This is a genomic window from Actinoallomurus acaciae, from assembly GCF_042429965.1.
GTDB classification, from domain to species: Bacteria; Actinomycetota; Actinomycetes; order Streptosporangiales; family Streptosporangiaceae; genus Actinoallomurus; species Actinoallomurus acaciae.
In genome coordinates this window covers 1-21,694 of the sequence record NZ_JBHLZP010000090.1, presented here as the reverse complement: position 1 = coordinate 21,694, position 21,694 = coordinate 1, and the positions used below count along the sequence as shown (strand labels likewise).

Sequence of the window (21,694 nt, the reverse complement as noted above, 5' to 3'; positions counted from 1 at the left end):
ACGTCGAGCAGCCCTGCCCGGCTGGCTCCACTTCTACAATCACCACCGAGCCCACTCCGCCATCGGAGGCAAGCCACCAATCACCCGACTGACCAACCTCCCTGGACATCACACCTAGGCGTCGTCGGATTGCCTTCTTAGTGATGGGCAACCATAGGTTGCCCATCCAATTGAGGCAACCTATGGTTGCTTTATGAGTGATTCCGTGGTGACTCTGGACACCCTGATCGATCAGGTCCGCGCCGGGCTCGAGACGGCGCCCGTTCTCGACCGGCTCACCCGCGCCGTCGACGTGGCGGCGCGAGTCAGCGAGCTCGGCGAGAACCTCATCGGGCACTACGTCGACGAGGCCCGCCGGGAGGGCGTCTCCTGGGGCGACATCGGCACCCGGCTCGGCGTGAGCCGGCAGGCCGTGCAGAAGAGGTTCATCCCCGCCGCCGACCCGCGTGAGGGCGACCGGGAGGGGTTCTGGAGCCGGGCCACCGACGGGCTGCGCGCGGTCGTCGGCGAGGCCCGCGAGGAGGCGCGCCGCCGGCGCAAGACCTACCTCGGCACCGAACATCTCCTGCTCGCCCTGATCGCCCGCGAGGACGACCCCGCCACCCGGGCGCTGGCCGCCTGTGGCGCCGGCCCGGCCACACTGCGCGCGGCCGTCGACGGACGCGTCGGCATTCCCACCGGTGATCCGCTGCCCGACGAGACGCCCTTCACCCGGCTGTCGCTGACCGCCCTGCGCCACGCGCTGCGCGAGGCGCTGCGCGCCGGAAGCGAGAGCGTCGGCACCGGACATCTCGCCCTGGGCCTGCTCACGATCGGCGACGGCCTGGCCCACGACGTCATGGTGAACCTCGGCGTCGGCTACGACTCCCTGCGGACCGCCCTGGCCGACACCGGCGAGCAGCCGTAGGCCGCGCGAACGGGACACGGCGTCACCCGCCGCCCGGCCGAGCGGCGGGTGAGGCCGTGCCGTCTGCGGGTCAGGAGATGGGTTCGGGATTGAAGACCCGGCTCGCGGGGTGGGGGAAGGTGAAGTCGGCACTGCAACCGGTCGGGACTCCGTCCACCGAGGCCTCCGTACCGGGGATTCCGCCTTCGAGGAGCCCGCTGCCGTGGAAGTGCAGGTTCCGGCCGCCGTTGGTGATCGTGATCTCGGCCGGGTCGGTGCGCTGCACCGACCAGACGGGGTTCACCCCGATCTTGTAGATGTCTCCCTGCTGTTCGGCGGTCCTCGCGGTTCCGTCGGGGTTGAGCTGGATCACGATGTCCCAGGCCAGTGCGGCGAAGAAATCGCCCTGCCAGGCGATGCACTGGACCGTGACCGGTGCCGGCGCGCCGTTCGCCGTGGCGGCCGAGCCGGTGTCGGCGTGGGCGGGAGCCGCCCACGCGGCCGCGACGGACATCGTCATCGTGGCCGCGATCGCCGACGCGAGCGCCAGGACGAGTCGCCGCAGGCGGGCCGGGGCGGGACTGATCGAGTCGGTGGGACGTTTCACGGCAGGTCCTCCTTCTGGGTGGAGCGGTCGATCCCAGATGTAGGACCTCGCAGGTTGTTCGTCACCGCCCAGGCCGAGCGAACGAACAACGTCCGAACAACCGATCAATCGCGGCGTCCCGGAGTCAGTCGCGGTCGGCCGGCGGCGGGGTGAACTCCCCGGTCTTGGCGAGTCGTTCGGCGACGTCGCGCAGCTTGACGTTCGTGTGCTGGGACGAGGCGCTGAGCAGGGCGAACGCCTCCTGGGCGGCGACCCGGTACCGCTCCATCAAGATGCCCTTCGCCTGCCCGATGACATCGCGGCTCTCAAGCGCGTTCCGCAGTTGCGCGCGCTCGCCGATGGTGGCCATCGCGATGGCGGCGCAGGCCGCGATCGAGCCGCCCACCCGTTCGGCGGCCGCGGTGAAGGCGTGCGGCTTCGGTGAGTACAGGCTCAGGACGCCCACCGCGCCGATCCGTACGGACAGGCGGAACGCGAGGACCGAACGCACGCCCCGCGCGACCGCCAACGGGGCGAACCGCGGCCAGCGCGACTCGTACGCCAGGTCGTCGGCGCACACGCTCTCGGTGAGCAGCGCGTCCACGCAAGGGCCCTGGCCGACGTCGTACTGCAGGGCGTCCAGCCGTGCCGCCAGCTCGCCGGTGTACACGGGCGTCGACGCCCCGTCCTGGCCCAGCATCGTCGCCCCCGCGTGGACGGCGCCGGGGACCTCGTTCTCGGCCAACCGCAGGATCTGCTGGACGACGAGGGCCGCGTCGTCCTCGGCCTCCAAGAGCCGCGCCAGCCCCGCCAGGTGATGACTCACTCCATCAACCGGCGTCATCTCGTCAGACGGCATCGCCCCGCGGTTCTGATCCAGGCCGGGCACGCCGCCCGAGCATTCTCCAGGCCAACGATTCCAAGCGGGCGGCAGGCCGGAAAGCCAGGACGCGAACGGGCCGCGTCGTACTATCCCGAGAGCGAAGGGCCGTCGTGCGTGTGACCGGTCTGGGGCGTCCCGGTATGGTTCATGCCGAATGTCGTTCTAATTTCTGGTGGGGGCTGGCATGGGCGGGTTCGGCGAGGCCACGACGGTACGTCGTACGGGCGAGGGGCGTTACTCCGCCACGCTCGACGCCGACTTCGGGTTCCAGCAGGCGCTCAACGGCGGCTACCTGATGGCCGTCCTCGCCCGGGCCGTCCTGGACGCCTCCGGCCGCCCGCACCCGATCTCCACCGCCGCGAGCTTCCTGCGGGTCGCCAAGCCCGGCCCGGCCGAGGTGCTGGTCGAGACGCGCAAGTCCGGGCGTACGACCGAGGTCGCCCGCGTGTCCCTCGTCCAGGACGACGCCCCGGTCGTCGACGCCCTGATCACCACCGGAACCCTCGACGGCGACGCCGAACCCCTCTACTCCGAGGACGCCGGGTGCCTGCCGGCGATCGAGGAGTGCGTCACCTTCGGCGGCGACGGGCAGGACGGGTTCGCCGCCCAGGTCGACATGCGGTACGACCCGGCCACCATGGGCTGGCTCGACGGCCGCCCCAGCGGCCGGCTGGAGATGCGCTCTCACTTCCGGCTCCGGGAGACGTACGAGCCCGACGGCGTCCTGCTGGCACTCGCCGTCGACGCGCTCCCGCCGGTCGTGCTCAACACCGGACGGTACGGCTGGTCGCCGACGGTCGAACTGACCTGGCACATGCGGGCGGTCCCGGCGCCGGGACCGCTCGCCCTGCACGGCACCGGCCGCCTCGTCAGCGACGGCTGGTTCGACGAGGAGGTCGAGGTATGGGACGCGGCCGGCCGCCTGGTCGCCCAGAGCCGCCAGCTCGCCCGCGCCGGCCGCCGCCCCTGACCGGCTCCTAGAAGTCGTTCCAGTCGTAGGCCGGCTGGCCGTACTTGTCGGCATCGCCGTTCCACAGCTTGACGAAGGCGCGTTTGGCGTCGGCGGCCGCCTGGTTGGCCTTGTCGAAGGAGCTCCCTCCGGCGTCATCGCACGAGCCGCCCGACGTGGCGCGCTGGGCCCAGGTGAGGTACTTCTTGTCCGCGGTCAGCATCGTCCGGGTCATCGTGACCAGTGCCTGGCGGAGCTGGTCTCCGTTCAGAATGTCGTCGGTCGGCAGGGCCGTCGCCTGGTTCACCGCCTGGTAGCGCTCCTGGACGATCTGGTCGAGCGTGTCGGCGTCCGATGCGGCGTACGCGCACGAACCGAGGAAGGGCGGTAGCTCCGACCGGGTCGACTCCACGGTCTCCAGCAGCGCGTTCATCGCGGCCAGCTGCCCGGCCGGGTCGGCCGGCGGCGCGGTGTCCTGGACGGCGGGAGGCGGAGCCGGCTTCACGGGCCAGTGGACGTAGGAGGTCACGCCGCCGAACGCGGCCACCGCGGCCGTGCACAGCGACACGGCGAAGCTCTTCCACTGCGCCGCCGCGACCCCGGCGCGTTCGTCGTCGTCCGCCGGCTTCTGGTGCCGCCCGGTCTGTTCGTCGGTCGCCGGCTTGGGGAAGAGCTCCTCGTTGCAGTGCGCGCAGAGCGAGCGGGGCAGGAAGTTCGTGTTGGAGCACCAGGGACACTGCATGATCGGGCTCCTTACGCGCTGGCCGGAATGTCCGGCTCGGTGTCGAGCGGCTTGTACCCGCGCCGGACCCTCGTCTGTTCGAGCCACTTCCGGCCGTCGGCGGCGACCATCTCCAGGAGGCTCAGCGCGCCGGTGAGGTCGGCCAGGTCGGGCGACGGCGGCGACTGCTGCTCCTCCAGCAGCTGTTCGAGCAGCACCGGATCGAACGTGTCCACCGTGATGCCGATGGTGTGCTGGTTGACGAGCGCGAGGCGGAACTCCCGGTAGATGGGCACGGCCGACCTTCTGACCCTGTCCTTCTCCTCGTCCGTACGCGGCAGGACGACCTCGCGGCGGCCGTCGTCGAACCGGATGCCGGTCTCCTCCACCTGGGCCGAGGCGATGGCGTCATAGCGGAAGGCCATGCGCTGCTGGTCGCTCACGACGCCCGTCGGGAAGTCCAGGTGCATCCGCACCTGACGCACGCCGGACACGGTGAGCAGGAACACCCAGACCACGTACGAGGAGAAGCGCGGCTGCCCGCCCTTGACGCGGGACCGGCGCGCGGCCTCGGTGCCCTCGGGCAGGACGGCATGGGTGATGAGGTCCCGGCTCGCCAGCCCGTACTGGTTCATGGCCAGCGTCTTCAGGTAGATCTTGTCGTAGTCCAGCCACTGGGCCATCTCGTCGTCGTCCGGCCGGTCGGCGAGCAGGTCGACCCGCTCCTCGTGGGCGAACGTCTCCTCATCCAGGATCCACTCGGCCTCGGCCCGGTCGGCGGCGGCGTCGTGCCGCCGCGCGAGGTGCACGTCGACCCGGCTCCACGCCAGGAGAACGGCCCCGGCCGCCAGCCACAGCAGCGCCACGAACGCGACCGTCTTCTGGACCTTGATCATCTCGGCCAGCGCGTAGTACCAGCCGCCGACGAACGTGCCGAGCCCCACGGCCAGTATCGGAAGCCTCAGGCGGCGGTCCGGGTCCTCCGGCTCGTGGGCGGCCCATCGGCGCGCGAAGTTCTCGGCGTACCAGGCGATCAGCCAGTCGATCGCGCCGGGCGACACCTCCGGCTCGGCGTACAGGTCGACGATCTCCTGCGCCAGCAGTGTGCGGGCTCTCATGGTCGCGACCGTCCACCTCGGCCGTTGCGCGGCCGACGTCGGCGCGTACTTGTCGAACTGCTGCCGGACGGTCCGTTCGACGTGGGTGCTGAAGCCGGTCGGCGCGGGCCGTGGCCGGCGGGGATACCGCGCGGAGTATCGGGCGGGCAACTGGCCGGGCCCCCAGAGCAGCAGGATCCAGGCCCCGGCGGCGACGACGCCTCCGGTGATCACGGCCGTGTCGGCGCTGCCGGAGGTGACGAGCGTGAACGCCAGGGCGAGCCCGCCCGCACCCAGCACGGTGCCGCAGACGGCCGCCGCCCACTCGAACGGCCCGAATTCGGTCTGGCGTAAGACCTTCGGCCGCGGTGGTTCCGGATCCGGCTCGAAGAACTTCCACACCCGTTTCTCGCGGTCGTCCGCCGTGCGCTGCGTCCGGGCGATCTGGAGAAGGTCGTCCTCCCGCTGGTCCCGCAGGACGTTGGACAGGATCGGGTTCAGGTGCCGGTGGATCTCACTGCGGCGAGCGTCCGGGAGCCGGTCGAAGGCGGACCGGAAGGCGTCGATCGCGCCGGAGTCGAAGGTGCCGGTTCGCTCCTGCCCCTGGAGGCAGCCGATCAGCCCGGTGACCGCGCGGTGCGCGTCGCGCCACTCGTCGGCGGGGCCGTTCCGGCAGAGCCACCGCGCCTGGTCGAGCGCCTCGAACTCCTCCCGCTCCAGCACCTCGAAGGGCTGGTCGCTCAGCACCGCGATCGTCCAGTAGTAGGCGACCTCGTTCACCAGAGAGCCGGTCGAGTCGGAGGTGACCAGCTCCTCCTGTACGGCCTCCTCGATGAGCTGCCTCGCCTTGGGCGGCATCTTGCCGGCGAGATGCCGCTTGGCCACCGCGAACCTCTTCTCGGGCGGGTCACCGTCCTTGATCTCGTACCGGACGTCGCCGATGACCGTGCCCTGGATGCCGATGCGCGAGTTGTCCGCCGCGGTGTTGACCGTCCTGCCCCGGGACCGTCGCCGTTCCTGCGCCGGGCTCATCGGCCGTCCTGCTCGTCGCGCGTCAGGAAGTCGCCGAAGTTGATGTCGCCGACGACGTTGCCCGCCTGCAACCCGACCCGCGCGTTGCCGAAGGCGTTGTTGGTCACCGTGCCCGCGTCCGGCGGGACCACCCTGGCGTCGCGCAGCTCCGGCACCAGCTCGGTGAGCGTGGCGGCGATCCGGTCGAGGTCGGCCTCCAGATCGCGGTTGCGCAGCCGGACGTACTGGCACGTGGCGAGGCGTTCGAGCCCGGCGGGGAGGGCGTCCCTCTGCAGGGGTTTCGTCTCCCCGATCAGGACGGGCACCACACGGATGCCGAGGTCGAAGGCCTCGACGATCTCCCGCCGTACCCAGTCGGAGGCTTTGTTGATCTTGCGAACGTCGTGCTCGTCGCGGACCTCGAGCCAGTGGGAGCCGATGACGGCGAGGAGGACGGAGCTCGTGCGCACGCCCTTCAACAGCTCCTCCTCGAAGTCGTCGCCCGGCTTGATCGACTTACTGGCGCGGAAGAACACGTTCGAGGCGAACCGCTCGCTCAGCGCGTGCTCGAGCAGGGCGGCGGCGGTCTCCTCGTCGCTCGTGCGGTAGTTGACGAAGACGGTGGTCATGATCTTTCTCCCTTGGTCGCCGGCCTGGCCGAGGTCGTGTTCTCGTGGGTCGTCCGGACGGCGTTCACACCGCCGAGGTCTCCAGCGCCGCGGTCAGCGCGGGATAGAGCTCGCGCACCGTGGGGTTCGAGTGCCGGCGGGACAGCGTCCGAGCCAGGCGGCGCAGGTCGGAGGTGATCGTCGCCGAGCTGACGACGGAGGTGATGCCGAGGAGGCACGCCGTCAGCGCGCACGCGTGCTCGATCTCGCCCGCGGCGGCGTGCGCCAGCGCCTGACGCACGCCGTACCTGGCGCGGGAGCGGAGCGCCTCGGGCCGGATGCGGGCGACCTGGGCGTCGAGGATCTCGCTGGCCTCCTTCGGCCTGCCCAGTTCGTAGAGGCACCAGCCGGTGACCGTCGTGACGGTGTCGGGCAGGTTCGTCGGCCCGAGCACCGGCGCGCCCGTGCTCCCGCCGGGCGCTCCGAGCAGGTCGCGGGCCTGGTCGAGGCTGCGCATGCAGGCGTTGTAGTCGCCGGCGAGCGCGTGGCCCTGGGCCTCGCGCTGCGCGGCCAGCCCGCGGATGCGGGGCGGCGTCGCCGAGTGCGCCTGCGCCTGGCGCGCCAGCGCGACGGTCTGCCTGGCGTCGCCGCGGTAGAGCGTCACGAGGGCGCGGCGGATCAGCGCGTAGACCGCCAGGTCGTGGTCGTTGCCCGCCTCCGCCATCGTGACCGCGCGCGCGGTCAGCCAGAGAGCGGCCTTCTCCTCTCCGGACTCCTGGGCCATCCAGCCGGCGTACTCGGCGAAGCGCGCCCCCAGCGTCAGCAGGTCGTCGCGGGTGCCCGCGGGCGCCTCGGACGCCAGGACGCCGAGGACGCGGGTCTGCGCGATGACCGGGGGCAGCACAACGCCCGGGCTGGCCGTCTGGCCGAGGGTCCGGTAGTGGTCGAACAGCGATCGGAACGCCGTGAGCGCCGTCGGCTCCCTGGCGGTCGCGGAGACGCCGTGCGCGCTGAGAGCGAGACCCGCCATCGATGACGCGCTCACCGCCAGTGCGTCCCGGCGGCTGATCGGGCGGAACCAGCCCGCCCCGTCCGGCCCGAGATTCATCAGCCATACCTCGCCATCGTCGGTGACCATTTCGAGCGACGGCATTTCGGATGACGTGACGACGTCGGCCGGTCGTTCGGCGACAAGAGAAACAAGCGTCCCGTCGGCATTGAGTTCCGTGTCGCACATGCGCGCCAACTCTGCCGAGGGTGATTTACGCCCGGTCTCGACCTTGCTCAGATAGCCCTTGCTGTAATGCAGGCGCCTACCGAACTGTGCCAGTGAGAGGCCGGCCTCCATTCGCATTCGCCGGAGTTCGGAACCGAATAATCTCCGCGATTCCGTCATGACGGCCTCCGTTTCCCATTGCCGAATCAACGGGGCGCACTGAAGGTTCGTATCCGGCTCGGGCCTGCGGCTCGACCCGGATGTCGGTCGGGGCTGGGTGCGGCACCGTCGTGGGCGGGGCGACGATCCGCGGCGAGGAGGGGTGGAAGTGGCCGGCGAGCCGGAGTCCACGGCGACGGAATCCCCGGTCGGCTTCGGCCTTCCGGCAAAGATCATCTCTGTGGCGGATTCGTGGCAAGAACTCCGGATCCCCGTGTACTGCCAATGATGGTAACACCGCAACAAATCATGTCGAAGGGCTCGCTGAGAAGGGAGGTGCCGGGGCGGGTTTCCCGTTTCCTTCTGCAGGAGGCGGCCGGAAACGCCCTCGCCGCGGGGGTATCGGCCGGATCCGGACAAGGCCTTCGGTCGTACGTGCCGGGGCGGCTTGCCATGCGTTATTTCCGGTATGTGCTATATGATGCTTTCGGGAAGTGATTTCCGCGGAGAGCCATTATTGATCATGAAATGGCCGGGCCCGGGCCGCTCGCCGTGGGCCCCGCGGTCGTGACCGGAGCCGCCGTGTTCCCCGCGCGGACCGGCGGCCGACCCCGGCAGACCGCCCGAGCGGGCCGTAACCGCCACTGACCGGGCACGCGTCGCGGTGAGGTCGCCGAAATACCCGTGTGACATGCAGCGCATTGCCGCCGTGTTCCCCGTGGCGTTCTCTAGCCTGTGGGGTCATGTCTGACGCTTCGATCGGAATCTTCGACAGCGGCGTCGGCGGGCTGACCGTCGCCCGCGCGATCCTCGACCAGCTCCCGGACGAGCCGCTGCTGTACGTCGCGGACACGGCGCGTTTCCCGTACGGGCCGAAGCCGATCGCCGAGGTGCGCGCGAACGCCCTCGAGGTGCTGGACCACCTTGTCGAAGAAGGCGTGAAAATGCTCGTGATCGCCTGCAACAGCGCGAGCTCCGCGGTGCTGCGCGACGCGCGTGAACGTTATCGGGTGCCGGTGATCGAGGTCATCCAGCCGGCGGTGCGGGCGGCGGTCAGCGCGACGAGTACGGGAAAGGTGGGATTGGTCGCCACTCATGCGACGGTGACCAGTCGCGCCTATGACGATGCGTTCGCCGCTGCGCCTCATGTGACACTGACAAGTGTCGCCTGTCCGCGTTTTGTGGAGTTCGTGGAGCGGGGCATCACCATGGGCGACGAACTACTCGGCGTCGCACGAGAGTATTTGGCACCGATTGTCGAGGCGGGCTGTGACACGCTCATCCTCGGTTGCACGCATTATCCGTTGCTGACCGGAGTGATCTCCTACGTCGCGGGAGACAGAGTGACCCTCGTCTCCAGCGCCGAGGAGACCGCCAAAGACGTCTACCGGGTACTGCACGACCGCCGCCTGGCCAGGGCGGAGGGCTCCCCGGAACCGGCCCACCGGTTCCTCGCGACGGGGGATCCCGCACCGTTCGGCGCACTAGGCCGCCGCTTCCTCGGCCCGGAGATCGGGCTTGTCGAATCCGCACCGTTGGGCATCACGTCCTCGGCGTGAGAACGGCCCGCGGGACACTGGAGAGGGGAGCGTCGATCCAGGTGGATGACGCACACGCACGAAGGCGACAGCGGAACCGATCGTCCTGCTCTCGGGCGACGTGAGGAGGCCGGTGACGTGCGGATCACGGTGATCGGCTGTTCGGGGAGTTTTCCGGGGCCGGCCAGCCCGGCCTCGTGTTATCTGGTCCAGGCCGGCGGCTACGCGCTGCTGCTCGACCTCGGCAGCGGCGCCCTCGGCGCCCTGCAGAACCACATCGGTCTCTATGACATCGACGCGATCCTGTTCACTCACCTGCACGCGGACCACTGCCTGGACCTCTGTGGTTACTGGGTGGCGCGCAAGTACGCACCGGACGGCCTGAAACCACGCATCCCGGTCTACGGGCCGGCCGGAGTGGCCGAGCGGATGGCGCGCGCGTACGACCTGGATCCCGAGCCGGGCATGTCGGAGGCGTTCGACTTCCGCACCCTGACACCGGGGACGTTCGAGGTCGGGCCGTTCACCGTGACGGCCGTGCCGGTGAACCACCCGGTCGAGGCGTACGGGTTCCGCCTGGAGCACGAGGACGCGGCCTTCGCCTACACCGGCGACACCGGCGAGTGCGAGGCGCTCGTGGAGCTGGCGCGAGGCGTCGACCTGCTGCTGGCCGAGGCGTCCTTCATCGAGCGGGAGGGGCTGCCGCTCGACCTGCACCTCACCGCCCGGCAGGCGGGCGTGTACGCCACGCGGGCGGACGCCGGGCGGCTCGTCCTCACCCACCTGGTCCCGTGGAACGACCCCGGCCACACGCTGGCCGAGGCGAAGTCCAGCGGGTATCACGGTCACATCGAACTGGCCAGCCAAGGAGCCGTATACGAGCTTTAGGAGCCATCTCGAGGCCCGCCGACCGGCCGTGCGGCGGGGATCTCAAGACGGGCCCGGAAGATCGCGCCGGGCCGCCGCGACCGGCGGTCCGGTCTCGATAGGGTGAACGACATGGCTCGTCCCGACGATCGTTCAGCCGACCAGCTCCGCCCCGTCACCATCCGCCGTGGATGGCTCACCCATGCGGAGGGCTCGGTCCTCGTGGAGTTCGGCGGCACCCGCGTCCTGTGCGCCGCCACGGTGCAGGGATCGGTGCCCCGATGGCGCCGTGACTCTGGACTCGGCTGGGTCACCGCGGAGTACGCCATGCTCCCGCGCGCCACCACGACGCGGAACGACCGCGAGTCGGTCAGGGGGAAGATCGGCGGCCGCACGCACGAGATCTCCCGGCTCGTCGGCCGGTCGCTGCGGGCCTGCGTCGACTTCAAGGCGCTCGGCGAGAACACCATCCTGCTCGACTGCGACGTGCTGGAGGCCGACGGCGGCACCCGCACGGCCGCGATCACCGGGGCGTACGTCGCCCTGGCCGACGCCGTCGCCTGGATGCGCGACCGCAAGATGCTCAAGTCCAGCCCGCTCGTCGGCTCCGTCGCCGCGGTGAGCGTCGGCATCATCGACGGCGAGCCCCGCCTCGACCTGTGCTACGAAGAGGACGTCTCGGCCGAGACCGACATGAACGTCGTCTGCACCGGCGACGGCCGCTTCGTCGAGGTCCAGGGCACGGCCGAGGGCCAGCCGTTCGACCGCGCGGAGCTCGACGCGCTGCTCGACCTCGCGGCCGGCGGCTGCGCCGAGCTCACCCGCATCCAGCAGGAGGTCATGGGCGCATGAAGGTCGTCCTCGCCACCCGCAACCAGGGCAAGATCGCCGAGCTGCGCCGGATCCTCGACGGCGGCGTCGACGTGGTCGGCCTGGACGAGTACCCGGACGCGCCCGACGTCCCGGAGACCGAGCTGACCTTCGAGGGCAACGCCCTGCTCAAGGCGCGGGCGATCGCCGCGCACACCGGCCTGCCCGCCGTCGCCGACGACTCCGGCCTGTGCGTCGACGCGCTGAACGGCATGCCGGGTGTCTTCTCCGCCCGCTGGGCGGGCCGGCACGGCGACGACGAGGCCAACATCGACCTGCTGCTGGGGCAGCTGTCCGACGTGGCGCCGGAGCTGCGGGGCGCCCGCTTCGTCTGCGTGGCCGCCGTCGCCTGGCCGTCGGGAAAGGAGGAGGCGGTCGAAGGCCAGCTGACCGGCCACATCATCGGCGCCCGCCGCGGCGCGAACGGCTTCGGCTACGACCCGATCTTCGTCCCGGACGACGAGACCCGGACGACCGCGGAGCTCTCCCCGGAGGAGAAGGACGCCATCAGCCACCGCGGCAAGGCGTTCCGCGCCCTGGCCGAGCGGCTGGCCTAGCACGCTTCACGGCTCACGGGGTGCTCGGGACCTTCGGAGCCGGTCGGCCCTGACGGCCGGTGGACTCCTGCCGGGCGGTGAGGAAGAGGAGGGCCAGTACGAGGCCGAGCGCGCCGATCCCACCGCATACCCACAGGGTGGTGTCCATGCCGTGGATGAACGCCGAACGGACCGATCGCAGTAGCGAGTGGTCGTGTGCGGCGACGGCCACACCGGCGGAGACGCCCTGGTGGGCCGCTGCGGCCTGCGCCGCGGGCAGGCCTCGCAGCTGAAGGTGGCTTCGGTAACCGGCGTTGGCGAGTGCGCCCAGGAGCGCGACTCCGATCGCGCTGCCGAGCTGGCGCAACGCCATGATCAAGGCCGAACCCACACCGCCGCGTTCCTTCGTCAGTGCGCCGAGGGCGGCCATCGTCGTCGTGGACATCGTCATGCCCAACCCGATGCCGAACACCGCGATCCATCCGGCGGTGAAGCCATAGCCGGTGCCGAGAGTGGTGGCGGCTCCGGTGAGCAGCCCGGCGGTGATGAGGGCGAATCCGATCGACACCGGCATCTTGGGGCCACGCCGCGCCGCCAGGCGGTTCGCGACCTGCACCCCCACCACCAGGCCGGCGACCATCGGCAGCAACCGCAGGCCGGTGCCGAGCGAGTCCGCGTCGAGGACGGCCTGGAAGTACTGAGGCGTGTTGAACAACAGCCCGAACATGGCGAAACTGACCATGGTCGCCAGGATCGTTCCCCAGGTGAAGTCGGACGAGCGGAACAGCGACAGGTCGACGAGGGGTTCGCGTCGGCGGCCGACCAGGCGCTCCCAGAGCACGAACGCCGCCAGCACGAGGGCGCCGCCGGCCAGCGTGGCCACCGGGCGGATGTCACTCCAGCCCCGCTCTCCGGCCTCGATCACACCATAGGTGACCGCGACCATGCCGACGGCGGAGATGACGACGCCGGTCAGGTCCAGCCGGGCCCGCCGCGGGTTGCGCGACTCGGGCACGACGGCGGCGATCACGATGATCCCGAGCAGCACCACCGGGACGTTGATCAGGAAGACCGAGCCCCACCAGAAGTGTTTCAACAGCACGCCGCCCAGGATCGGCCCGAGCGGGAAACCGATCATGTTCGCGCCGGTCATCACCGAGACCGCTCGCTGCCGTTCGTGGGGTTCGAAGAGCACCAGCAGTACGGACATGCACAGCGGCACCAGGAAGGCGGCGCCCGCGCCCAGGACCGCCCGCGCCGCGATCAAAGAGCCGGCCGACCCCGCGTACGCGCACCAGAGCGATCCCGCCCCGAAGACGCCCAACGCGATGAGGATCATCTTCTTGCGTCCGAGCCGATCTCCGAGCAGACCCGCGGGCAGCAGCGTCGCGGCCATCACCAGGTTGTAGGAGTCGATGAACCACTGCAGCCGGCTCGTCGAGGCGTGCAGCGCCGTGCTGATCGTGGGCAGCGCGGTGTTGAGGATCGTGCCGTCCAGCCCGACGGCTCCGATGCTGAGAGCCAACGCGATCAGGGCCCACCATCGGCCAGAGCCGGTAGCTCGCATACGTTCCCCCTCCTCGGGCGCAAATATAAGAAGCACTATGCTTCTTATGATGGCGGTAGAGTACCCCATAAGAAGCAGATGGCATCTAAAGGTGGATGGTGGACGGCAAACCCAGCGCCTCGGCCCGGCCGGAGGCCCGGCAGGACACAACGCCTCGATCAACCCGCCGACGGGGGAAAGCCCTGGAAGAGGCGATCCTGGAGGCCGTGCGGGCCGAGCTCCTTCAGCTCGGATACGCCGGACTCACCATCGACGGCGTCGCCAAGCGGGCGCACACCAGCACCCCGGTCCTGTACCGGCGCTGGCCGAGCAAGGCCGTGCTCGTCCTGGACGCCCTCAGCCGCCGCGGGGTCCCCGACGAGGAGCCGCCGGACTCCGGCGACCTCCGCGAGGATCTGCTCGCCTTCCTGCAACCCCTCGCACGCCGCTTCGACGGCGTCCTCGGCGAGGCCATGCGCGGCCTCCTCGCCGAAACCGGCCGAGATCCCGAACTCGCCGCGCTCGTCCAGGCCCAGATCGCCCGCATCGTGCCCGAATCAGGCATCACCGCGATCCTCAACCGCGCACTGTCCCGAGGGCAGATCCGCGGCGAAAGGCTCAGGCCGCGAGCCGTCGCCCTGCCGACCGACCTGCTCCGTCACGAGGTCATCGCACGAGGCACGCCCATTCCGCCGACCGCGGTGGCCGAGATCGTCGACGACGTCATCATGCCCCTGCTGGCCTGCGACACCGGGTACGGCCGCGGCCAGGACGCCGGGGAGTGACGACGCGGACGCCGCTCGCCGGGGGGCTCAGCGGGCGTGTACGCGCAGGCGGATGTCGGTGCCGCCCGGGCCCGTACGGAGCTGGACCAGCGGGCACAGCATGCGCACGCCCCACAGACCGAAGCCCGCGCGGATGAACGGGTCCGGTGGCAGAAAGCCCGGCAGGCCCTCCGGCCGCCAGTGGCCGCCGTCCGTCACGTCGACCACCACGTCGCCGTTGTCGGCCCACGTCCGGCAGGTGACCGGGGGCACGCCGTGCCGGATCGCGTTGGTGGCGACCTCCGTCGTCGCGACGAGCAGGTCGTGCAGGCGGGCGGAGGAGATGCCGTGGCGCTCGGCGTGGTCACCGACGAAGGCGCGCAGCCGCCGCAGGTCGATGTCGTCGACCGGCATCTCGTACGCGTCCGGAGGGACCGGTGGCAGCGGGCGCCGGTCGATCTCGGCGTACACCGTGGCGGGATCGGCGTAGGCCTCGTTGGTGTGCGTGCCGGACTCGTCGAGCAGCTCCGGATGCGTGCGCAGCGCGCCTTCGAGCACATCGGCGGCCGTGGTGCGTGCGTCGTACAGGCACAGCACGGACGCGTCGACCCGCGCGAACGCCTGGTTGACGATCGACTCGTAGCGGGTCCACTCGGAGATCTCGGCCGGTGTGCCGTCCGCCCAGCCGGGTTCGGCGAGGACGCGGATGCGCCGGCCCGGGTTGTGGTCGATGACGGAGCTGTACGCCGCGATGGTGCGCGTGGGCTGGGAGTACCAGTGGGCCGCGTCGCGGAACCCCAGGTCGACGGCGCCGAGGGTCTGGCGCAGAAGGTCGAGGGAGGGGCCGGGCGCGACGGCGAGCACCACCTCGCCGGCGGCCAGCCCCTCGCGCAGGAACGGCGTCGCGGCGTCGAGGAAGGCCCGTTCGTCGGCGTAGACCATGGCGCGGTGGATGAGGTTCGTCATGACCGCTCACCTGTGCCGATCCTCAGCCAGGGGTGCATCGGCCCGCCCACGAGCCGAACGACCTGGGTGAGGTCGGGCGGCGGCTCGTCGAGGATCAGGCTGCCGCGGCTGGCCATGCGGATCGCCGCGCCGGCCATCATGTTCAGCGCTCCCAGGTCGATGAAGCGCAGGTCGCGAAGGTTGAGGTGGATGTCGCCGCCCTGGGCCGTCACGGCCCGCAGGGCCTCGGCGAACACCGTGTGCCGCGCGCCGTCGAGCTCACCCGTCAGGCGCAGGCCGCGCGGCGCGAACATGCGGGTGATGGTGAGGACTCCATCGTCGAATTCCGGATCGGCGCCCACGAGAACCTCATGTGTCTCTTTGAGTGCGGCGAGCTCGTCACGTGTGCAGGAGCGCCGATCGATCTGGCAGATCGCCATCGCGGTGGTGCTGGGGGCGATCGCCGCGTCGACGCCCGCCTCGCAGTCCAGCACGCGTAAGCGGCCGCTGCGCTGCCGGATCGCCCAGGTCATGTCCGCGGTGATGCGGACGCCGCGGAACCGGTCGCGCTCCGCGCGGGCCAGCGCGTCTTCGAACGAGGCGGCCATCCGGCCGGGGTCGAGGATGCCGGCCGTCAGGCAGGTCTCCGCGTGCGGAAGGACGGCGAGCTGCCCGGTGCGCAGGTAGGAGTCGAGGTCGAGGCCGTCGCGGCGACGCAGGCCGGGAAGCTCGTGCGGGTCGGCGTCGGTCACGTAGATGACCTTGTCCGCCGTCAGGAGCCCGTCGCGCAGGAAGGCGCCGATGACGTAGTCCTGCTCCTCCTGGCTGGAGTAAGAGAACCAGGCATGGTCTCCGGGCAGCATCTGACCGACGGATCGTTCGGCGAACCAGCTCTCCATGGGCTCCACCCCGGCGGCTCCGGCAGGTTTCCCTAGCTTAAAGCCACCGGCTCACCCTGACGACTCTTTCACTCGCACTGCTTACGTAGCGGATCGAAGCGGCCGTAGCGGCCATGGTGGTACAGGAGCGGTTCGCCCGAATCGCCCACTTCTGAGCCCACGGCGAGGCCGACGACGAGCCAGTGGTCACCGAGCGCGATGGTGTCGTACGGCTCGCAGACGAGGTGGGCCGTCACTCCGGACAGGATCGGCACGCCGTACGGGCCCGAGCGCCAGCGCGTCGGGGCCGCGAACCGGTCGATGCCACGCCCGGCGAACCGCGCCGCGAGCCCGGCCTGGCCGCTCCCGAGCACGTTGACCGCGAAGTACGGCGCCTGGCGCAGGTCCGGCCAGGTGGTCGACTCGCGGTTCACGCAGAACGACACCAGCGGCGGATCGAGGCTGACCGAGGTCAACGAGGTGGCCGTCATCCCGACCGGCCCCGGCCCCGTCACCACGACCACCCCGGCGGCGTGCCGGCCGAGCGCGCGGCGGAACCGGACCGCGTCCACGATCGGGGTCTGACTCACGCGGGTGCCCATACCGCCTCCGGTATCCGCAGCGAGGCCGCCCATTCCGCCAGGATCTCGTCGATGTGCCCCAGGTCCGACTCGACGACCGCGAGGCCGGGGGTGGGCACGGTCGCGCCGAGCTCGACCAGGAGCGGGCGCAGGTGCACCTCGACGGCGAGCGCGTGCCGTGGTGAGCCCATCACGAGCAGCGGCACCGCGGTGACCCCGGCGAGCGAGCGCACCCGGTCGAGGAACGCCTTGAGCAGGCCGGTGTAGGTGCCCTTGTACGTCGGGCTCGCCACCACCAGGAGCCCGGCCGAACCGACGCGCTCGACCGCGTCCTCGACCGCGGCCGAGGGCGTGGGACCCAGCAGGACCGGGGCGAGCGCGGTCAGGTCGAGGACCTCGGGCGTCGCACCCGGGGTGAGGGCGCGCGCCGCCTGCTCGGCGACCGCGTGCGTGCGCGACGCCGGGCGCGGGTTGCCGACCAGGGCGACGACGCCTCCGCCGCGAGGGGCGCTCACGGGGCCCGGCAGGCCGGACCCGGCCGCGGCGGATCTCACGCGGCCTCCTTCAGCAGACCGAGGTGGCCCAGCTCCGGCAGCACGCCCTCGCCGAACCAGTACGCCTCCTCCAGGTGCGGGTACCCGGACAGGATGAACTCCTCCAGCCCGAGCGAGGCGTACTCCGCGATGCGCTCGGCCACCTGGGCGTGGCTGCCGACGAGCGCGGTGCCCGCGCCTCCGCGCACCAGCCCGACGCCGGCCCACAGGTTCGGGTAGATCTCCAGGTCGTGGGCGGTTCCGCCGGACCGGTACTCCTCGTGCAGCGAGCGCATCCGCGCCTGGCCGACCGACTCGCTGCGCGCCAGCCCTTCCTGGGCGGCGGCGATCTCGGCCGGGTCGAGGTCGTCCAGCAGCCGCTCCGCGGCCTTCCACGCCTCCTTGGCCGAGTCGCGGGTCACGACGTGCAGCCGGATGCCGAAGCTGATCTCGCGGCCCTCGCGGTCGGCGAGTTCGCGGATCCACTCGATCTTGCGTTTCACCTGGGCGGGTGGTTCGCCCCAGGTCAGGTAGACGTTCACGTGCTTGGCGGCCACCGGCCCGGCCGCCGCCGAGGATCCGCCGAAGTAGAGCCGGGGCAGCGGATCCGGCGGCGTGGAGACCGTCGCGCCCTCCACCTGGTAGTGGTCGCCGCTGAAGTCGTACGGCCGCTCGCTCCACGCGCCGCGCACGATGGACAGGAACTCATCCGTACGGGCGTAGCGCTCGTCGTGGGAGAGGTGGTCGCCGAAGCGCGCCTGCTCGGCCTGCTCACCGCCGGTGACGATGTTGAGCAGCAGCCGCCCGCGCGACAGGCGCTGGTAGGTCGCCGCCATCTGCGCGGCGAGCGTGGGCGACAGCGCGCCGGGGCGGAAGGCCACGAGGAACTTCAGACGCTCGGTCTCGCGGGTGAGCGCGGCCGTGGTCAGCCAGGCGTCCTCGCACTGGGTGCCGGTGGGCGTGAGCACGCCTTCGAAGCCGAGCTGCTCGGCCGAGCGGGCGATCTGCGCCAGGTACTCGATGTCCGGCGCCCGCTGCACTCCGCGCCGCGCGGCGCCGTGACCCCCGCCGACGAGGTTGCGGCCGTCGCCGCTCGTGGGCAGGAACCAGTGGAATGTCGTCATGATGCCCCCTTGGGAACGGTGTCGTTGAAGCGCCGGTCGACGAAGTCGGCGATCTTCAACCGGCCGGGGATGAGCTTGGCGTCGGAGAAGGCGTCGGCGAGCTCCTGTTCGCCGGCGATGACCGTGTCGTCGACCGGGACCGGCTCGGTGGTCCGCCGGCGCGCGGCGACCTGGGTGACCGACACGGGCAGGCCGATCTGCGCCGACCACGTCCTGGCCCAGTCGCCCTGGTGGGTCGAGGCCCACACGGTGGCGCGGTCGAGGCGGGCCAGGTAGTCGCGGATCGCCGCGACCTTGGCCTTGTCCTTCAGCGCCTTTCCGGCCGCGACGTTGAACTGGTAGTTGGTGCCGAACCCGTTGCCGTACACCAGAGTGCGGGCGCCGGTCTGGGCCTGCGCCTGCGCGGTGTAGGGGTCCCAGATGGACCAGGCGTCGACCTTGCCGCCGCTGAACGCCGAGAGGGCGTCGGCGGGCTGGAGGTACTCCGGCTGGATCTGGTCGAAGGTCAGCCCGGCCTTCTTCAGCACGCCGAGCAGCAGCGCGTGCGCGGAGCTGCCCTTGGCCAGCGCGATCTTCTTGCCTCTGAGGTCCTGGATCGCATGGATCGGGGAGTTCTTCGGTACGAGGACGGCCTGGGCCGCGAGGTTCTGGTCGCCCGCCGCGACGATCTTGATCTTCGACCCCGCCGCCGCGGCGAAGATCGGCGGGGTGTTGCCGACCGCGCCGATGTCGATCGCGCCCGCGTTGGCGGCCTCCAGCAGCGGCGGCCCCGACGTGAACTGCGACCAGGTGATCTTGTACTTCACGCCGCTGAGCTGACCGGCGGCCTGGAGCAGCGCCTGGGACCCCGCCTTCTGGTCGCCGACGTGCAGCGTCACCTTGCTCAGGTCGACCGAGCCGTCCTTGCGGATCGCCGCGTTCTCGGAGCCGTCCGTGGCGCCGCAGCCGGCGAGGACGACGAGCGCGCCGAGCAGGGGGCCGAGCAGGGGGAACAGCCTTCTCATCGGGTCTCCTCCTCGACGCCGAGCTGCCCGAGCAGCCGGGAGCGCAGAGCGGCCAGGTCGGTGATCCGGCGCGGACGCTCGGCCTCGATCCGCGACTCGTGCGCGATGCGTCCCTCGCCGAGCACGAGGACCCGGTCGGCCAGGAGCAGCGCCTCGTCCACGTCGTGGGTGACGAGCAGCACGCTGGTGTCGCGCGCGTGGTGGTCCCACAGGTCGAGGACGAGCCGGTGCATCGTGATGCGGGTCAGGGCGTCCAGCGCGCTGAACGGTTCGTCGAGCAGCAGCAGGCCGGGCTCGCGTACGAGGGCGCGCGCGAGGGAGGCGCGCTGGGCCTCGCCGCCGGACAGGGTGAGCGGCCACGCGTCGGCGAGCGCGGTCAGGCCGACCTCCTCCAGCGCGTCGCGCGCCCGCGCCCGGCCGCCGGGCGGCAGGCCGAGGGCGACGTTGTCGATCACCCGTTTCCACGGCAGGAGACGCGGCTCCTGGAAGGCCACCGCGACGGTGCCGTCGACGGCGAGTTCGCCGCCGGTGTCCCGGTCGAGGCCGGCCAGCGCGCGCAGGAGCGTCGACTTGCCCGAGCCGCTGCGGCCGAGCAGCGCGACGAACTCCCCGCGTTCGATGTCCAGGTCGAGCCGGTCGAGGACGGTGCGCTCGCCGAACGCCCGGGTGAGCCCGCGGATCCGCGCGGTGTGCTCGGGCGCTACGCGGGTTGGAAGGCGCGTCGCCATGCCAGTGCCCTTCTCTCGATGAGGCGTACGAGGGCATCGGTGAGCAGCCCGAGAGCGCTGTAGACGATCAGCCCGACGACGATCACATCGGTGCGCATGAACTCACGGGCGTCGTTGATCATGTAGCCGAGGCCCGCGTCGGCGTTGACCTGCTCGGCGACGATCAGCGCGAGCCAGGCGACGCCGAGGCTCTGCCGCAGCCCGACGAGCGTCTGGGAGAGCGCGCCCGGCAGGATGACATGCCGGATGAGCGCGGTGCGGCCGAGCCGCAGCGTCCGTCCCGCCTCGATGAGCCTGCCGTCGACGCCCCTGATGCCGGCGTAGGTGTTGAGGTAGAGCGGGAAGGCGACGCCGAGCGCGACGAGCGCGACCTTGGGCGTCTCGCCGATTCCGAACCAGAGGATGAACAGCGGGATGAGCCCGTAGAACGGCAGTGCCCGCAGCATCTGCATGGGCGGGTCGATGGCGTTCTCGCCGAGCCGGCTGAGACCGGCGGCCAGGGCCAGCACGATCGCGGCCACCGCCCCGATCACGAAGCCTTCGACGACTCGCTGGAGCGACACCCCGATCGCGTTCGGGAGGGTGCCGTCGGTGGTCAGGTCGACCGCCGTACGAGCGATCTTCACGGGTGCGGCGATGAGGCGTTCCGGGAGCAGGCCGGAGGAACTGGCGGCCTGCCAGAGGAGGAGAAGGACGACCGGGCTGATGAGCCGTTGGAGGCCGGCCGCCCGCGGAACGCGGACGCGTCCTCGGGCAGCCTGCCGGGCCGGCCCGAGATCAAGGGCAGGTGGGGACATGAGAGACAAACCCTTTGAGCGTGAGTTGTGCGGAGCAGGGGTGGCGCTCCGGAAGCCGAGGTTCGTTGGCTGCGGGGATCAGGAGGTCGGCGCACAGAGTGCGCTGGCCTGCCGCCGGAGATCGACGTGCAGGCGCATCACGAGGAGCTGACCTGTACTCACGCGCCCATCGTGAGCGAGGTATCCGATAAAGTCAACCGGCAATATAGGGAATATCGCCCACTCGGTACGATCGGCGGCATGGCAGTCGTGGCGGTCGTCACCGGGGCGGCGAGCGGTATCGGACGGGCGACGGCGCGGGCCCTCGGCGCCCGTGGCCTCACGGTGATCTGCGCCGACGTGGACGAGGAGCGCGCGGCCGAGGTGGGCGTCCCGTACCGGGTCGACGTGAGCGACGCGGCGGCGATGGAGCGGTTCGCGGCGTGGGTGCGCAAGGAGCACGGCGCGCCGGCCGTCCTCGTCAACAACGCGGGCATCGGCATCGGCGGATCGTTCTTCGACCACACGGTGGCGGACTGGCGGCGGATCGTCGACGTCAACCTCATGGGCGTCGTGCACGGTTGCCTGTTCTTCGGCCCGCAACTGCTCGAACGCGGGCGCGGTCACATCGTCAACGTCGCCTCCGCGGCGGCGTACACGCCGACGCGGACCCTGCCGGCGTACGGCGCCACGAAGGCCGGCGTGCTGATGCTGAGCGAGAGCCTGCGCGCGGAGCTGGCCGGCACGGGTGTGGGGGTCAGCGCGGTATGCCCGGGCTTCATCGCCACCGGCATCTACCGCGCGGCCCGGTACGCGGGCGTGGACCCGGCGGAGGGGACGCGGCGGGCCGAGCTCGCCGAGCGCCTCGCGGGCCGCTGGGCGCCGGGC

At 71.1% G+C, this 21,694-nt stretch carries 23 protein-coding genes and 1 pseudogene; 9 read left to right on the top strand and 15 right to left on the bottom strand.

Going from position 1 to position 21,694, the window contains the following annotated elements:
• Together ACFFNX_RS14875 and ACFFNX_RS14870 are read left to right on the top strand one after the other, a co-directional pair.
• A pseudogene (locus ACFFNX_RS14875) lies at positions 1-118 on the top strand (IS481 family transposase); the annotation flags it as partial.
• A 75-nt stretch (positions 119-193) separates the two neighbouring features.
• Entirely contained in the window at positions 194-907 is a 714-nt protein-coding gene (locus ACFFNX_RS14870) for a Clp protease N-terminal domain-containing protein (RefSeq protein ID WP_378201180.1), read from the top strand.
• Positions 908-977: 70 nt separating this feature from the next.
• Here ACFFNX_RS14870 and ACFFNX_RS14865 read toward each other — a convergent pair whose 3' ends face one another.
• A complete protein-coding gene (locus tag ACFFNX_RS14865) occupies positions 978-1,493 on the bottom strand; it encodes a hypothetical protein (protein ID WP_378201177.1) in 516 nt (171 codons plus the stop codon).
• A 124-nt stretch (positions 1,494-1,617) separates the two neighbouring features.
• Positions 1,618-2,298 (bottom strand): GAF and ANTAR domain-containing protein, encoded by a 681-nt coding sequence (locus tag ACFFNX_RS14860; protein ID WP_378201174.1) that lies wholly within the window; start codon positions 2,296-2,298, stop codon positions 1,618-1,620.
• Positions 2,299-2,539: 241 nt separating this feature from the next.
• On the opposite strand from ACFFNX_RS14860, the gene ACFFNX_RS14855 reads away from it, so the two are divergent.
• Positions 2,540-3,325 carry a thioesterase family protein gene (locus ACFFNX_RS14855; RefSeq protein WP_378201171.1) on the top strand — a complete coding sequence of 262 codons (786 nt, stop codon included), beginning with the start codon at positions 2,540-2,542 and terminating at the stop codon, positions 3,323-3,325.
• Between the two features lie 7 nt (positions 3,326-3,332).
• Here the strand turns inward: ACFFNX_RS14855 and ACFFNX_RS14850 are convergent, their stop codons facing one another.
• The 4 genes from ACFFNX_RS14850 to ACFFNX_RS14835 form a co-directional block, all read right to left on the bottom strand.
• Positions 3,333-4,046 carry a hypothetical protein gene (locus tag ACFFNX_RS14850; protein WP_378201168.1) on the bottom strand — a complete coding sequence of 238 codons (714 nt, stop codon included), beginning with the start codon at positions 4,044-4,046 and terminating at the stop codon, positions 3,333-3,335.
• Between the two features lie 11 nt (positions 4,047-4,057).
• Positions 4,058-6,154: a hypothetical protein gene (locus ACFFNX_RS14845; RefSeq protein WP_378201165.1), complete on the bottom strand. Its 2,097-nt coding sequence runs from the start codon at positions 6,152-6,154 to the stop codon at positions 4,058-4,060.
• Positions 6,151-6,762, bottom strand: a complete 612-nt coding sequence (locus tag ACFFNX_RS14840; RefSeq protein ID WP_378201162.1) for a toll/interleukin-1 receptor domain-containing protein — start codon at positions 6,760-6,762, stop codon at positions 6,151-6,153. Before ACFFNX_RS14840 ends, ACFFNX_RS14845 begins: the two co-directional genes overlap by 4 nt.
• Before the next feature lie 64 nt (positions 6,763-6,826).
• Complete coding sequence (locus tag ACFFNX_RS14835; RefSeq protein WP_378201159.1) at positions 6,827-8,137, bottom strand: NsdA family TPR-like regulatory protein; 1,311 nt, start codon at positions 8,135-8,137, stop codon at positions 6,827-6,829.
• Between the two features lie 722 nt (positions 8,138-8,859).
• Here ACFFNX_RS14835 and murI point away from each other — a divergent pair.
• The 4 genes from murI to rdgB all read left to right on the top strand — a co-directional run bounded on the left by murI (position 8,860) and on the right by rdgB (position 11,948).
• Complete coding sequence (murI, locus tag ACFFNX_RS14830; RefSeq protein WP_378201189.1) at positions 8,860-9,675, top strand: glutamate racemase; 816 nt, start codon at positions 8,860-8,862, stop codon at positions 9,673-9,675.
• 117 nt (positions 9,676-9,792) lie between these two features.
• Positions 9,793-10,542 carry an MBL fold metallo-hydrolase gene (locus ACFFNX_RS14825; protein ID WP_378201156.1) on the top strand — a complete coding sequence of 250 codons (750 nt, stop codon included), beginning with the start codon at positions 9,793-9,795 and terminating at the stop codon, positions 10,540-10,542.
• A gap of 111 nt (positions 10,543-10,653) precedes the next feature.
• Complete coding sequence (gene rph / locus ACFFNX_RS14820) at positions 10,654-11,373, top strand: ribonuclease PH (protein WP_378201153.1); 720 nt, start codon at positions 10,654-10,656, stop codon at positions 11,371-11,373.
• A complete protein-coding gene (gene rdgB, locus ACFFNX_RS14815) occupies positions 11,370-11,948 on the top strand; it encodes an RdgB/HAM1 family non-canonical purine NTP pyrophosphatase (RefSeq protein WP_378201151.1) in 579 nt (192 codons plus the stop codon). Before rph ends, rdgB begins: the two co-directional genes overlap by 4 nt.
• 13 nt (positions 11,949-11,961) lie before the next feature.
• Here the strand turns inward: rdgB and ACFFNX_RS14810 are convergent, their stop codons facing one another.
• Entirely contained in the window at positions 11,962-13,494 is a 1,533-nt protein-coding gene (locus ACFFNX_RS14810; protein WP_378201148.1) for an MFS transporter, read from the bottom strand.
• A gap of 206 nt (positions 13,495-13,700) precedes the next feature.
• Here ACFFNX_RS14810 and ACFFNX_RS14805 point away from each other — a divergent pair, with 206 nt between their 5' ends.
• Positions 13,701-14,258, top strand: coding sequence for a TetR/AcrR family transcriptional regulator (locus tag ACFFNX_RS14805; RefSeq protein WP_378201145.1), 558 nt, complete (start codon positions 13,701-13,703; stop codon positions 14,256-14,258).
• Between the two features lie 27 nt (positions 14,259-14,285).
• Here ACFFNX_RS14805 and ACFFNX_RS14800 read toward each other — a convergent pair whose 3' ends face one another.
• The 8 genes from ACFFNX_RS14800 to ACFFNX_RS14765 form a co-directional block, all read right to left on the bottom strand.
• Positions 14,286-15,203 (bottom strand): anti-sigma factor RsbA family regulatory protein, encoded by a 918-nt coding sequence (locus ACFFNX_RS14800; RefSeq protein WP_378201142.1) that lies wholly within the window; start codon positions 15,201-15,203, stop codon positions 14,286-14,288.
• A complete protein-coding gene (locus tag ACFFNX_RS14795) occupies positions 15,200-16,081 on the bottom strand; it encodes an MEDS domain-containing protein (RefSeq protein WP_378201139.1) in 882 nt (293 codons plus the stop codon). Before ACFFNX_RS14795 ends, ACFFNX_RS14800 begins: the two co-directional genes overlap by 4 nt.
• A gap of 68 nt (positions 16,082-16,149) precedes the next feature.
• The gene (locus ACFFNX_RS14790; protein WP_378201136.1) at positions 16,150-16,650 is read right to left on the bottom strand and encodes a flavin reductase family protein; all 501 of its coding nucleotides are present in this window, start codon (positions 16,648-16,650) and stop codon (positions 16,150-16,152) included.
• Positions 16,647-17,156: an NADPH-dependent FMN reductase gene (locus ACFFNX_RS14785; protein ID WP_378201186.1), complete on the bottom strand. Its 510-nt coding sequence runs from the start codon at positions 17,154-17,156 to the stop codon at positions 16,647-16,649. The genes ACFFNX_RS14790 and ACFFNX_RS14785 overlap by 4 nt, the downstream gene beginning before the upstream one ends.
• 35 nt (positions 17,157-17,191) lie before the next feature.
• A complete protein-coding gene (locus ACFFNX_RS14780; RefSeq protein ID WP_378201183.1) occupies positions 17,192-18,301 on the bottom strand; it encodes an LLM class flavin-dependent oxidoreductase in 1,110 nt (369 codons plus the stop codon).
• Positions 18,295-19,302, bottom strand: a complete 1,008-nt coding sequence (locus tag ACFFNX_RS14775) for an ABC transporter substrate-binding protein (RefSeq protein ID WP_378201133.1) — start codon at positions 19,300-19,302, stop codon at positions 18,295-18,297. Before ACFFNX_RS14775 ends, ACFFNX_RS14780 begins: the two co-directional genes overlap by 7 nt.
• Entirely contained in the window at positions 19,299-20,030 is a 732-nt protein-coding gene (locus ACFFNX_RS14770) for an ABC transporter ATP-binding protein (RefSeq protein ID WP_378201130.1), read from the bottom strand. The genes ACFFNX_RS14775 and ACFFNX_RS14770 overlap by 4 nt, the downstream gene beginning before the upstream one ends.
• The gene (locus tag ACFFNX_RS14765; protein ID WP_378201127.1) at positions 20,003-20,827 is read right to left on the bottom strand and encodes an ABC transporter permease; all 825 of its coding nucleotides are present in this window, start codon (positions 20,825-20,827) and stop codon (positions 20,003-20,005) included. The genes ACFFNX_RS14770 and ACFFNX_RS14765 overlap by 28 nt, the downstream gene beginning before the upstream one ends.
• A 240-nt stretch (positions 20,828-21,067) precedes the next feature.
• On the opposite strand from ACFFNX_RS14765, the gene ACFFNX_RS14760 reads away from it, so the two are divergent.
• A partial coding sequence (locus ACFFNX_RS14760; protein WP_378201124.1) for an SDR family NAD(P)-dependent oxidoreductase occupies positions 21,068-21,694 on the top strand: 627 nt, incomplete at its 3' end.

What these genes read in the sequence shown, in the direction of transcription:
- ACFFNX_RS14870 (WP_378201180.1), top strand. Translation starts at nt 194, where the DNA reads ATGAGTGATTCCGTGGTGACTCTGGACACCCTGATCGATCAGGTCCGC.
- ACFFNX_RS14855 (WP_378201171.1), top strand. Translation starts at nt 2,540, where the DNA reads ATGGGCGGGTTCGGCGAGGCCACGACGGTACGTCGTACGGGCGAGGGG.
- ACFFNX_RS14850 (WP_378201168.1), bottom strand. Translation starts at nt 4,046, where the DNA reads ATGCAGTGTCCCTGGTGCTCCAACACGAACTTCCTGCCCCGCTCGCTC.
- ACFFNX_RS14845 (WP_378201165.1), bottom strand. Translation starts at nt 6,154, where the DNA reads ATGAGCCCGGCGCAGGAACGGCGACGGTCCCGGGGCAGGACGGTCAAC.
- ACFFNX_RS14840 (WP_378201162.1), bottom strand. Translation starts at nt 6,762, where the DNA reads ATGACCACCGTCTTCGTCAACTACCGCACGAGCGACGAGGAGACCGCC.
- ACFFNX_RS14835 (WP_378201159.1), bottom strand. Translation starts at nt 8,137, where the DNA reads ATGACGGAATCGCGGAGATTATTCGGTTCCGAACTCCGGCGAATGCGA.
- murI (WP_378201189.1), top strand. Translation starts at nt 8,860, where the DNA reads ATGTCTGACGCTTCGATCGGAATCTTCGACAGCGGCGTCGGCGGGCTG.
- rph (WP_378201153.1), top strand. Translation starts at nt 10,654, where the DNA reads ATGGCTCGTCCCGACGATCGTTCAGCCGACCAGCTCCGCCCCGTCACC.
- rdgB (WP_378201151.1), top strand. Translation starts at nt 11,370, where the DNA reads ATGAAGGTCGTCCTCGCCACCCGCAACCAGGGCAAGATCGCCGAGCTG.
- ACFFNX_RS14810 (WP_378201148.1), bottom strand. Translation starts at nt 13,494, where the DNA reads ATGCGAGCTACCGGCTCTGGCCGATGGTGGGCCCTGATCGCGTTGGCT.
- ACFFNX_RS14800 (WP_378201142.1), bottom strand. Translation starts at nt 15,203, where the DNA reads ATGACGAACCTCATCCACCGCGCCATGGTCTACGCCGACGAACGGGCC.
- ACFFNX_RS14795 (WP_378201139.1), bottom strand. Translation starts at nt 16,081, where the DNA reads ATGGAGAGCTGGTTCGCCGAACGATCCGTCGGTCAGATGCTGCCCGGA.
- ACFFNX_RS14775 (WP_378201133.1), bottom strand. Translation starts at nt 19,302, where the DNA reads ATGAGAAGGCTGTTCCCCCTGCTCGGCCCCCTGCTCGGCGCGCTCGTC.
- ACFFNX_RS14770 (WP_378201130.1), bottom strand. Translation starts at nt 20,030, where the DNA reads ATGGCGACGCGCCTTCCAACCCGCGTAGCGCCCGAGCACACCGCGCGG.
- ACFFNX_RS14765 (WP_378201127.1), bottom strand. Translation starts at nt 20,827, where the DNA reads ATGTCCCCACCTGCCCTTGATCTCGGGCCGGCCCGGCAGGCTGCCCGA.